Source organism: Streptomyces sp. Isolate_45, from assembly GCF_024721315.2.
Classification (GTDB): domain Bacteria; phylum Actinomycetota; class Actinomycetes; order Streptomycetales; family Streptomycetaceae; genus Streptomyces.
Genome location: NZ_JANFAK020000054.1, coordinates 37802 through 49282 on the forward strand (window position 1 = coordinate 37802; position 11481 = coordinate 49282).

Sequence of the window (11481 nt, forward strand, 5' to 3'; positions counted from 1 at the left end):
GGGGAATGCGGTCGTAGGGGTGGTCCGACTACGGGACGGGGATGCGCCGGTGCGCCGATCCCTTCCCCTCCGCATCGGCGGGGTTGCCGGCGAGAGCTCCAGAAGCGAGCTAGGATCTAAGTAAGATTCAATCTACGTAATATCGAACCTACGTTTAATGAATGCTAGGGGTGGGCGCTGATGGAGTTCAAGGGCAGGTCTGCCGACCTGGATCAGTTGACTCGGCAGCTGGGGCTGGTGGTCAGCGGTACGGGGGCCACGCGTGGTCAGGCTGTAACCGTGACGGGCCGGCGCCGGGTGGGCAAGTCTCGTCTGGTCCAGGAGTTCTGCGACCGCTCCGGGCTTCCGTACGTGGTCTTCCAGGCGACCCGGGGACGCAACGCGGTGGCCGAGCGGGCGGACTTCGCCTCGACGCTGGCGCATTCCCCTCTTCCCGGGGCTGAGCTGGTGGCCGGGCTGCAGGCCTCCGACTGGAACCAGGCGCTGCGCTCCCTGGCGGTCGCGATTCCGGACGATGTCCCGAGCATTGCGGTGCTCGACGAGGTGCCGTGGCTGGTTGAGCAGGACGGGGAGTTCGAGGGGGCGCTGCAGACGGTCTGGGACCGGCACCTGTCCGCCAAGCCCGTCCTGCTGATCCTGGTCGGCAGCGACATGTCGGTGATGGAGGCGCTGCAGTCCTATGGCCGCCCCTTCTTCGGCCGGGCGGCCAAGATGACCGTACAGCCGCTGCATCTGGCCGATGTGCAGGCGATGACCGGCCTTGACGCGGCGGAAACGGTGGACGCGCTGCTGATCACCGGAGGTTTCCCGGAGATCGTTCAGTCCTGGAGGCCGGGGATGGGCCGCAGAGACTTCCTGCGCGAGGCCGTGTCCAACCCGCTTGCGCCGCTGTTGGTGGCGGGCGAACTGTCGCTGCTGGGGGAGTTTCCCGAGGCGTCCCACTCGCGCGCGATCCTGGAAGCGGTCGGCAGCGGCGAGCGGACCTTCTCCACCATTGCCGCGCAGGCCGGTGGTGCCGGCGCGCTGCCCTCGGGCACGCTGTCTCCGCTGCTGAACACGCTGCTGGCCAAGCGAGTCCTGGCAGCTGACCTGCCGCTGTCGGTCAAGGCGGACAGCAAGAACAAGCGCTATCGCATCGCCGATCCGTACCTCCGGTTCTGGCTGGCTTTCCTGCAGCGTGGGATCCCGCTCATCGAGCGCGGTCGCGGCGATCTGGCGCTGGAGCGCATCGAGCGGTCGTGGACGACCTGGCGGGGTCGGGCCGTCGAGCCGGTCGTCCGCGAGTCGCTGCTGCGGCTATTGCCCGACGAGATGTGGCCGCAGACGGAGGCGGTCGGGGGCTGGTGGAACCGGCAGAACAACCCGGAGATCGACCTGATCGGAGCCGACCGTGAACCCGTCGCAGGGCAGGTTCACTTCATCGGCTCGGTGAAGTGGTTGGAGTCGCAGCCGTTCGGCCGACGTGAGTACGACGCCCTGGTACGAGACATGCTCGCCGTGCCCGGCGCCGAGCCGGGCACGGCGCTGGTTGCGGTGTCCCGTTGCGGTGTCGAGGACGGTCTACCTCTTGCGGCGCATTGGGGTCCGGAGGACCTTGTCCGTGCCTGGCGGTAGTCGGGGGAGCAGCCAAGCACGGTCATGGTGATGTACCTGCCCCGGGCGCCCAGTGACGGGAGACATCGACCGCATTCTCGGAACCTTCCGGACATCGAAGCCCCTTTGCGTGGCTGCGAGGTGACGGACCCGGTTCACTCCCGCGGGGTGACCGGATGGCGCTAGCCTGGCCGGGTGAATGCGCGCACCGCCCTTGTGAAATGGCTGGGGACCCTGGATCCTCTGCGGCTGACCGCGTTGCTGGAGGAACGGGATCTGCCGCTCGCCGCCGGGTACCGACGGATCACCACCCTCCGCGAGCTCGCCGAACACCTGCTCACCGACGAGTCGGTGGGCCAGGGCCTGATGGCGGGCACCGCCGGAGAACTGGAACTGCTCGCATCCATCGCCGCCCTTGCTCTGGAGCGGCACGGCCCCGTAGCCGGTGACGAGGCCGAGGACGGACCCCGGTATCCCTGGCAACAGCGGAAGCCCGTTCCCCCGGTGGAACCCGCGGACCGATGGGTGCCCGAGCGGGACGTACTGTCCTGGTTCGAGCCGGGGGAGAAGCGGCAGCGGGCGGAACACACACTCACCCGGCTGCGGGAGCGCGCGCTGCTGCTCCCCGCGCCCAAGGGCCGACTCGCGCTCCCACCACTGCTGCACGTCCGCGCCGCCGGGTTCGACGGTTACGGGCGTACGGTCGACCGGCTGCTGACCAGCGCCTACAACGCCCCCGAGGTCAAGCGGATCGCCGCAAGCCTCTTCGGTGAGGGGGCGGCCCGTACCCGCGACCAGGCTCAGGAGCTGATCACTGCTCTGCTCGCCGATCCCGCCCGGGTGCGGGCACTGGTGGCGGACGCCCCGGTCCGGGCGCTGGAACTGCTCGACCACCTGGTACCCGGCCCGCCGCTGCTGCGGACCCACTGCTTCACCGGCCGGTACGGGTCGCAGTACGCGGGCCCGGACGCCAAGTACGTGTTCCGGGAGGGCGGCAGCGGCGACGAGGGCACCGACTGGCTGGCCGTGCGCGGACTACTGATTCCTTCCGGCCTCGACCTGGTGGAACTTCCGTACGAGGTCGCCCGTGCGCTCCGCGATGCGGGCGCGGCGCCCAGCCCCCGGCTGGAACCGGAGCCGTTCACGGCCACCGCGCCGCTGCCGTCCGGCTGGGAAGGCGAGGGTGGCACGGCCGCAGCGGCGGCCGCCTGGCGGGCCGAACTCGTACTGCGGGCGCTGGCCGCCCAGCCGGTCGCGATCCGCAAGGTGGGCGGGATCGCCGTACGGGACACGCGGCGGCTGGCCAAGGCGGCCGGAGCCGATGAGGCCGACACCCGGCTGTGGCTGGACCTCGCGGTGAATGCCGGCCTGGCCGCGCCCCGGGACGACGAACCCGCCCCCGCTTCCCGCGGCCGCCGGAACCTCAAAGCCCCCAAGCTCTCCGCCCGACTGTTGCCGAGCGACCGCTACGACGCCTGGGCCGCCGCACCCGCAGCGGGCAAACTGCTACCGCTCCTGGCCGCCTGGGCCGTGGTCCCCGCAGTGCTCAGCCACTGGCCGGACCCCGATGAGACCCCGGTCGCGCTCATCAGCCCGCAGGACGAGGACGCCGTGACCCTCCGCACCGGGGTCCTACGAGCGCTCGCCGTCCTCCCCGACGGACACGGGCTGACCGGGAACGCGCGGGGATTCACCGAACTGCTTTCCCTGGCCGCATGGTTCCAGCCCGCCCTGCGCGCCCATCTGGCCGCAGACGCCACGGGGGAGGTGACCGGCCTGGACGGAGTCCTCGACCGCATGGCGGCCACCCTGGCAGAGGCGGCCCTGCTCGGCGTGGTCGCCCACGGCGCGCTCACCCCCGCCGGGCGGGCCCTGTGCCGACTGCTGGAGGCGGGAGCCGCCCACCACTACCCGGCAGTGCCCGGCGCGGGCGCCGACCCGTCCGCCCGCGGCTCGGAGGGCCTGGGTGAAGACCTCGCCCTCCGCCCCACCCTGACGGATGCCGTGACCACCCTCCGCGAGGAGTTGTACGCAGCGCTGCCCGAGCCCAGCGACAAGGCCCGGTTCCAGAGCGACCTGACCGCCACGGTCACCGGCGCGCCCGCGCCCGCCCTCGCCGACCTGCTCTCCGCTGTCGGCGACATCGAGTCCGAGGGCCACGCGGTGGTCTGGCGCATCACGGCAACCTCCATCCGCCGGGCCCTGGACGCCGGCTGGAGCGCGGACGAACTCCTCGACCGCCTCACGGTGGCGAGCGAGCGCGACACCCCCCTCCCCCAACCACTCGCCTACACGATCAAGGACACCGCCCGCACCCACGGACAACTCAAGGTCGTCCGCTCCGCCTGCTGCATCCGCTCCGACGACACCGCTCTGATCGCCGAGGTGGCCCAGTCCCGCAGCCTGGCCAAACTCCGCCTGCGCCGGATCGCCCCCACGGTCCTGATCTCCACGGCGCCTCCCGAGGAGACCCTCGCCGCCCTGCGCACCGCCGGCTACGCCCCCACCCAGGAGGCCGAAACCGGCACCACCGTCCTGGACCGCGCCCCCATCGTCCGCGCCCCGAGCCTCATGCCCACCCTGGACCAGGCTCACGCTGCTTACGGTGAAACGGGTCGCGGCGCCCCTGCGAGCGCCCGCCAACTGGCCGCCACCCTCACTGCGGCCGGCTAGGAGGCGCGCGTCAGACGTCGCCTTCAGTGCCCACGTCTGGCACACACGGCACCGGGTCGACAGGGGTGGGGACGGGTGCGATCAGTGCTGACCACGGCCGTTCAGGGGGCTCGCCGTGTCCGGCGGCCCAGCTGGGGCAGCCAGCACTCAGGAAGCTGAGGGTGTGTCGCGTACCCGACCCATTGCTCGTCGGGTTGTGGAGACCTGGGCGCCCAGGTGCGCGGTGCGGGCAGAGCGAGCGCTGCCCGCACATGCTTACCCATCGCGGGAGTGGGTTCCACTTCCAAAGCGTTCAGAAGGAGCGGCATGCCTGATGAATGGAATTGCGGTGACGAAGTTCGGTACGTCACCTGGCAGAAGCCGTCAGCTTCGAATACGACACTCCGACAGTTGTCCGGCCCCTCCCGATCCGACAGCCAGACCAGTCTGTCTCCAGCGACCAGGCGCTCTCGACGGGTCGTGGCCAATCCGGAGCAGGCCCGGTCGCTGCTGACCGCAGTCTCCTACGTCGGGGGCTACCGCCGAGCCCGGGGCCGGCGCCTGGTGGGGCTCTTCGCCGGGATGTACTTCGGGGGCTTCCGGCCGGCCGAGGTCGTGGGGCTGGCCGAGTCGGATCTGACGCTGCCGGCATCCGGCTGGGGAACCGCTGTGCTCCACCGGACCCGGCCGAGTGCGGGCAAGAAGCGGACCGATTCGGGGGAGAGCCACGACGACCGCGGGCTGAAGAACCGGCCCACCGAGGACGTGCGCCAGGTGCCGTTACCTCCTCAGCTCGTGATGATCCTCCGAGAGCACCTCGACACCTTCGGGACCGCTGCGGACGGCAGGCTGTTCTTCAGTGAGACCGGGGGAGTGGTGTCCTCCTCGACGTACTACCGGGCGTGGCAGGAGGCCCGGCTCCTCGCCCTGCCGCCGGCCGCGGCTGCCTCACCGCCGGCGAGTCGGCCCTATGACCTCCGGCACTCGGCGTTGTCCACGTGGCTCAACGCCGGCGTGGACCCGACCGAGGTCGCGGAGCGCGCGGGCAACAGCGTGGAGGTGCTGCTCAGTCGGTACGCGAAGTGCCTCGACGGCCGTCAGGAGGTGGCCAACCGCCGGATCGAAGATCTGCTGCGCGAGTACGAGTGATCGCGAGTGACTGGAGACAGCCCGCGTGGCCCCTGGACCTGTCCGGGGGCCTTCTGCGTCCTTGCGGCTGACCTGGGGCGATGCCCCAAGAATCTGTCCACGAACAGTCCGCAGCCGCTGGCATACGGGTGCACACGGCGGCAGTTGGCCGCGCATACACGAAGACCCCGTCTCAGCGTTGCCGCTGATGGCGGGGTCTTGGGCACTTCCTGCGAAGTGCCCCCGGCAGGATTCGAACCTGCGCACACGGCTCCGGAGGCCGTTGCTCTATCCCCTGAGCTACGGGGGCGTGTCGTTCGCTTTGCGGCGACGGGTTGAACACTACCAGCATCCCCGGGGTGATCAGGAACCGTTTTGGGTGGGAGGGGGAGGTCGGTCGCCCGGAGGGGGTGGAAGTGGCGAAAACCCGGACGCGGGGGCGGCGGCGGACCTACTCTCGAGTTGTGCCAGGCGCCTCGGGCCGGGTGCTTGTTGTCGACGACAACAAGGTCATCCGGCAGCTGATCAAGGTCAATCTCGAGCTGGAGGGCTTCGAGGTCGTGACCGCGAACGATGGTGTCGAGTGCCTGGACATCGTCCACCGCGTGAATCCCGACGCGATCACCCTTGATGTCGTCATGCCCCGGCTGGACGGGTTCGGCGCGGCCGCGCAGTTGCGGGCCGATCCGCGGACGCGGCACCTGCCCGTTGCCATCGTGAGCGCCTGCACGCAGTACGAGGTCGAGGCCGGGATCTCCGCGGGGGTCGACGCGTTCGTCGCCAAGCCCTTCGAGCCCGCCGAGCTGGTTCGCGTCGTACGGCGGCTCGTCGAGCGCAGGGACCGGCGCGAGCGGAAAGGGACCCCGGCTGGGAGAGGGAGGGGCTGAGCCCCCTTCCTTTTAGTCTTTCGGTGCCCCCTCCGCGATGGGCCGCCGTCGAGTCCCGCCCCGTAGCTCCGCGCCGTGCCGCCCGTACCTCCGCGCCGTTTCGCCCCCCGTGTCCGTCCCCCTGTTCACATGCCGAAACCCGATGCATGCCCGTCGGGCTTCTCCCCTAGGCTGGGTGTCGTGATCCCCGCCGACCTCTCTCGTGCCGTCGTACGTGCCGTGCGCCGTGCCGTCGAGGACGGGGAACTGGGTGGGACCGTGCCCGCGCGCGTCGTCGTCGAGCCGACGCGGCCCGGGGGAGTCGGGGACTACGCGTCGCCGGTCGCCTTCCAGGTCGCCAAGGGCGCCGGGGCCGCGCCGGCCCACGTCGCCCGTGTTCTCGCCGGTCGGCTCGCCGCCGAGCCCGGCATCGAGAACGTCGAGGTCACCGGCGCCGGGTTCCTCAACTTCACCCTCGCGTCCCGCTCCGCCGCCGCCCTCGTACGGGACGTCCGCGCGCGCGGCGCCCGGTACGGACACGCCCCCGACGGCGAGCCCCGCGCGCGCGTCGTGCGCGACGCCGTCGCCCGGATCCGGTGGAGCCAGGCGGCCGACGCCGACACCCCGCCGGGTGCCGACGGCCCGCCCGCCGTCGCTCCCGTCGCCCGGCGCGACGGGGACGTCGTCGCCGCCTACGGGGCCGACGCGGCCGCCTGGGCCATGCTCGGCGCCCCCGCGCGCGAGACCCCCTCGTTCACCGCCGGACTCCTGGTGCAGGACGAGTCCAGCGAGCTCTTCCGGGTCCGGTACGCCCACGCCCGCGCCCGGGCGCTCCACCGCAACGCCGAACACCTCGGGTTCCGGGGCGAGCCCGGCGACGTCGACGCGCCCGCCCTGCTGGCCGCCCTCGCCGAGTACCCCCTCGTCCTCGAAGCCGCCGCGCACCACCGGGCGCCCGAGCGGCTCGTGCGGCACCTCGTCACCGTCGCCGACGCGCTGCTCGACTTCCAGCACGACGTCCTGCCCCGGGGAGACGAGAAACCCTCGGCCGCCCACCGCGCCCGGCTGGCACTCGCCGAAGCCGCCGGGACGGTGCTGGCCGGTGGCCTCGCCCTGCTCGGCATCGACGCCCCCGACTTCCTGTGATGCGAAGAGAGATTCCGATGAGCCGTTCCGCGCACCCCGCCGGGCCCCGCCACGCCGACGTCCTGCCCGAAGGGCACTACGCGCCGCCGCCCGCCGACCTGAACAAGCTGGACGAGAAGGTCTGGGCCCGTACCGTCACGCGCAACGACGACGGCGTCGCCTGCGTCGGCGGCATCGAAGTGACGCGGCTCGCCGAGGAGTTCGGCACTCCCGCCTACTTCCTCGACGAGGAGGACTTCCGCGCCCGCTGCCGCGCCTGGGCGAACGCCTTCGGCAAGGAGGCGGACGTCTTCTACGCGGGCAAGGCGTTCCTGTCCAAGGCCGTCGTGAAGTGGCTGCGCGAGGAGGGCCTGAACCTGGACGTGTGCTCGGGCGGCGAGCTGTCCACGGCGCTGGCCGCCGGGATGCCCGCCGAGCGGATCGCCTACCACGGCAACAACAAGTCCGAGGCGGAGGTCCGTCGGGCGATCGAGGTCGGGGTCGGGCGCATCGTCCTCGACTCCTTCCAGGAGATCGCCCGCGTCGCCCACGTCGCCCGTGAGCTGGGCGTGCGCCAGCCCGTGCAGATCCGCGTCACCGTCGGCGTCGAGGCGCACACCCACGAGTTCATCGCGACCGCCCACGAGGACCAGAAGTTCGGCATCGCCGTGGCCGACGGCAGCGCCGCCGAGGCCGTGCGCCGTGCGCTGGGGCACGACAGCCTCGACCTGCTCGGCGTGCACTCCCACATCGGCTCGCAGATCTTCGACATGGCCGGCTTCGAGGTGTCCGCCAAGCGGGTGATCCGGCTGCTGGCCGCCGTCCGCGACGAACACGGCGTCGAGCTCCCCGAGATCGACCTCGGTGGTGGCCTGGGCATCGCGTACACGTCCGCCGACGATCCGCGCGAGCCGCAGGAGATCGCCAAGGCGCTGACGGAGATCGTCGCCCGCGAATGCGAGAGCGCCGGCCTGCGGGCGCCGCGGATCTCCGTCGAGCCGGGCCGGGCCATCGTCGGCCCCACCGCCTTCACCCTCTACGAGGTCGGCACCATCAAGCCCCTCGAAGGGCTGCGGACGTACGTCAGCGTCGACGGCGGCATGTCGGACAACATCCGCACCGCGCTCTACGACGCCGAGTACTCCGTCAACCTCGTGTCCCGCGTCTCGGACGCCGAGCCCATGCTCGTCCGTGTCGTCGGCAAGCACTGCGAGAGCGGTGACATCGTGGTCAAGGACGCGTTCCTGCCGGCCGACCTGGCGCCCGGCGACCTGCTCGCCGTGCCGGCCACCGGTGCCTACTGCAGGTCCATGGCCAGCAACTACAACCACGCGCTCCGTCCGCCGGTCGTCGCCGTGCGCGACGGAGAGGCACGGGTGATCGTCCGCCGCGAGACGGAGGAAGATCTCCTGCGTCTCGACCTCGGATGACCGTCATGTTTCTGGGGGAAGCCCTGGAACCCTGAAAATGGGTGTCTCACTCAATGGACCGAGGATGGAAACTGATGTCCATTGAGTGAGACTGGTTCATACCTGACGCGTAACCGCGCGCCGGGGAATGCAGAAAGATCGAAAGGCGTAGGTCGAATGATGCGTACGCGTCCGCTGAAGGTGGCGCTGCTGGGCTGTGGAGTGGTCGGCTCAGAGGTGGCGCGCATCATGACGACGCACGCCGACGACCTGACGGCCAGGATCGGTGCGCCGGTCGAGCTCGCCGGTGTCGCCGTGCGCCGCCCCTCCAAGGTCCGCGAGGGAATCGACCCCGCGCTCGTCACCACCGACGCGACCGCCCTCCTCAAACGGGGCGACATCGACGTGGTCATCGAGGTCATCGGCGGCATCGAGCCCGCCCGCACCCTGATCACCACCGCCTTCGAGAACGGCGCGTCCGTCGTGTCCGCGAACAAGGCGCTCCTCGCCCAGGACGGCGCCGCGCTGCACGCCGCCGCCGAGGCGGCCGGGCTCGACCTCTACTACGAGGCCGCCGTCGCCGGCGCCATCCCGCTGGTCCGCCCGATGCGCGAGTCGCTCGCCGGCGACAAGATCAACCGGGTGATGGGCATCGTCAACGGCACGACGAACTTCATCCTCGACAAGATGGACTCGACCGGCGCCGGCTACCAGGAGGCGCTGGACGAGGCCACCGCCCTCGGTTACGCGGAGGCCGACCCCACCGCCGACGTCGAGGGCTTCGACGCCGCCGCCAAGGCCGCGATCCTGGCCGGCATCGCCTTCCACACCCGGGTCCGCCTCGACGACGTGTACCGCGAGGGCATGACCGAGGTCAGCGCCGCGGACTTCGCCTCCGCCAAGCGGATGGGCTGCACCATCAAGCTCCTCGCCATCCTGGAGCGCGCCGCCGACGGGCAGTCCGTGACGGCCCGCGTGCACCCGGCGATGATCCCGCTGACCCACCCGCTGGCTTCCGTCCGCGAGGCGTACAACGCCGTCTTCGTCGAGGCGGAGGCCGCCGGGCGGCTCATGTTCTACGGTCCCGGCGCGGGTGGCGCACCGACCGCGTCCGCGGTCCTCGGTGACCTCGTCGCGGTCTGCCGCAACAAGCTCGCGGAGGCGAAGGGGCCCGGCGAGTCGGCGTACACCCAGCTGCCGGTCAGCACCATGGGCGATGTCGTCACCCGCTACCACATCAGCCTCGACGTGGCGGACAAGCCGGGTGTCCTCGCCCAGGTGGCGACGACCTTCGCGGAGCACGGCGTGTCGATCGACACGGTACGACAGCAAGGACGTCCCGACGGGGTCGGCAATGAGGCCTCCCTCGTCGTCGTCACCCACCGCGCGCCCGACGCCGCCCTCTCGGGGACCGTCGAGGCGCTGCGGAAGCTGGACACCGTACGAGGTGTCGCCAGCATCATGCGCGTTGAAGGGGAGTAAGGACCCATGAGCAGCAACCGAACCCACCAGTGGCGGGGCATCATCGAGGAGTACCGGGACCGCCTGCCGGTCACGGACACGACCCCCGTGGTCACCCTCCGCGAGGGCGGTACGCCCCTCGTCCCCGCCCAGCTGCTCTCCGAGCGCACGGGTTGTGAGGTCCACCTCAAGGTGGAGGGTGCGAACCCCACCGGGTCCTTCAAGGACCGGGGCATGACCATGGCGATCACCAAGGCGAAGGAAGAGGGCGCCAAGGCCGTCATCTGCGCCTCCACCGGCAACACCTCCGCCTCGGCCGCCGCCTACGCGGTGCGCGCCGGCATGGTGTCCGCGGTGCTCGTGCCCCGCGGCAAGATCGCGCTGGGCAAGATGGGTCAGGCCCTCGTGCACGGCGCGAAGATCCTGCAGGTCGACGGCAACTTCGACGACTGCCTGAACCTGGCCCGCGCGCTGTCCGACAACTACCCGGTCGCGCTGGTCAATTCCGTCAACCCGGTGCGCATCGAGGGCCAGAAGACGGCCGCGTTCGAGATCGTGGACGCGCTCGGCGACGCCCCCGACATCCACGTGCTGCCCGTCGGCAACGCCGGCAACATCACCGCGTACTGGAAGGGCTTCAAGGAGTACAAGGCCGACGGCCTGGCCTCCCGTACGCCCCGCGTGTGGGGTTTCCAGGCCTCCGGGTCCGCGCCGATCGTGCGCGGCGAGGTCGTCAAGGAGCCGCACACCATCGCCACCGCGATCCGGATCGGCAACCCGGCCTCCTGGGACTACGCGCTCGCCGCGCGGGACGAGTCCGGCGGTTTCATCGACGAGGTGACGGACCGCCAGATCCTGGCCGCCTACCGGCTGTTGGCCGCGCAGGAGGGTGTCTTCGTCGAGCCCGCGTCGGCCGCGTCCGTGGCGGGCCTGCTCAAGGCCGCCGAGGCCGGGCTCGTCGATCCGGGCCAGAAGATCGTGTGCACCGTCACCGGCAACGGCCTGAAGGACCCCGACTGGGCGGTTGCCGGCGCCCCGCAGCCGGTCACCATTCCGGTGGACGCGGAGGCCGCGGCCGCCCGCCTCGGCCTGATCTGACCCGAGCTCCGGCTCGACGCCGAGTTTGGGGGGGGGGGGGGGGGGGGGGGGGGGGGGGGGGCGGGGGGGGGGGGGGGGGGGGGGGGGGGGGCTTTGGGGGGGGGGGGGGGGGGGGGGGGGGGGGGGGGGGGGGGGGGCGCGGGGGGGGG

At 71.5% G+C, this 11481-nt stretch carries 7 protein-coding genes, 1 tRNA gene and 1 pseudogene; 8 read left to right on the top strand and 1 reads right to left on the bottom strand.

Going from position 1 to position 11481, the window contains the following annotated elements; all coding sequences use genetic code 11:
• The first annotated feature begins 180 nt into the window (after positions 1-180).
• The 3 genes and pseudogenes from NOD94_RS19225 to NOD94_RS19235 all read left to right on the top strand — a co-directional run.
• A complete protein-coding gene (locus NOD94_RS19225) occupies positions 181-1614 on the top strand; it encodes a DUF234 domain-containing protein (protein ID WP_281207215.1) in 1434 nt (477 codons plus the stop codon).
• 174 nt (positions 1615-1788) lie between these two features.
• The gene (locus NOD94_RS19230) at positions 1789-4266 is read left to right on the top strand and encodes a helicase-associated domain-containing protein (protein ID WP_281207216.1); all 2478 of its coding nucleotides are present in this window, start codon (positions 1789-1791) and stop codon (positions 4264-4266) included.
• A gap of 453 nt (positions 4267-4719) precedes the next feature.
• Positions 4720-5394, top strand: a pseudogene (locus tag NOD94_RS19235) (tyrosine-type recombinase/integrase); the annotation flags it as partial.
• A gap of 217 nt (positions 5395-5611) precedes the next feature.
• Here the strand turns inward: NOD94_RS19235 and NOD94_RS19240 are convergent.
• Positions 5612-5683, bottom strand: a tRNA-Arg gene (locus NOD94_RS19240).
• Positions 5684-5789: 106 nt separating this feature from the next.
• On the opposite strand from NOD94_RS19240, the gene NOD94_RS19245 reads away from it, so the two are divergent.
• The 5 genes from NOD94_RS19245 to thrC all read left to right on the top strand — a co-directional run bounded on the left by NOD94_RS19245 (position 5790) and on the right by thrC (position 11332).
• On the top strand, positions 5790-6260 hold the full coding sequence (locus NOD94_RS19245; RefSeq protein ID WP_281207222.1) for a response regulator: 471 nt from the start codon (positions 5790-5792) through the stop codon (positions 6258-6260).
• Positions 6261-6440: 180 nt separating this feature from the next.
• On the top strand, positions 6441-7385 hold the full coding sequence (gene nrtL / locus NOD94_RS19250) for an ArgS-related anticodon-binding protein NrtL (protein WP_281207217.1): 945 nt from the start codon (positions 6441-6443) through the stop codon (positions 7383-7385).
• Between the two features lie 17 nt (positions 7386-7402).
• Positions 7403-8794, top strand: a complete 1392-nt coding sequence (gene lysA, locus NOD94_RS19255; protein WP_281207218.1) for a diaminopimelate decarboxylase — start codon at positions 7403-7405, stop codon at positions 8792-8794.
• Positions 8795-8950: 156 nt separating this feature from the next.
• Positions 8951-10255, top strand: coding sequence for a homoserine dehydrogenase (locus tag NOD94_RS19260; RefSeq protein WP_281207219.1), 1305 nt, complete (start codon positions 8951-8953; stop codon positions 10253-10255).
• A gap of 6 nt (positions 10256-10261) precedes the next feature.
• The gene (gene thrC / locus NOD94_RS19265) at positions 10262-11332 is read left to right on the top strand and encodes a threonine synthase (protein ID WP_281207220.1); all 1071 of its coding nucleotides are present in this window, start codon (positions 10262-10264) and stop codon (positions 11330-11332) included.
• The last annotated feature ends 149 nt before the right edge of the window (positions 11333-11481 follow it).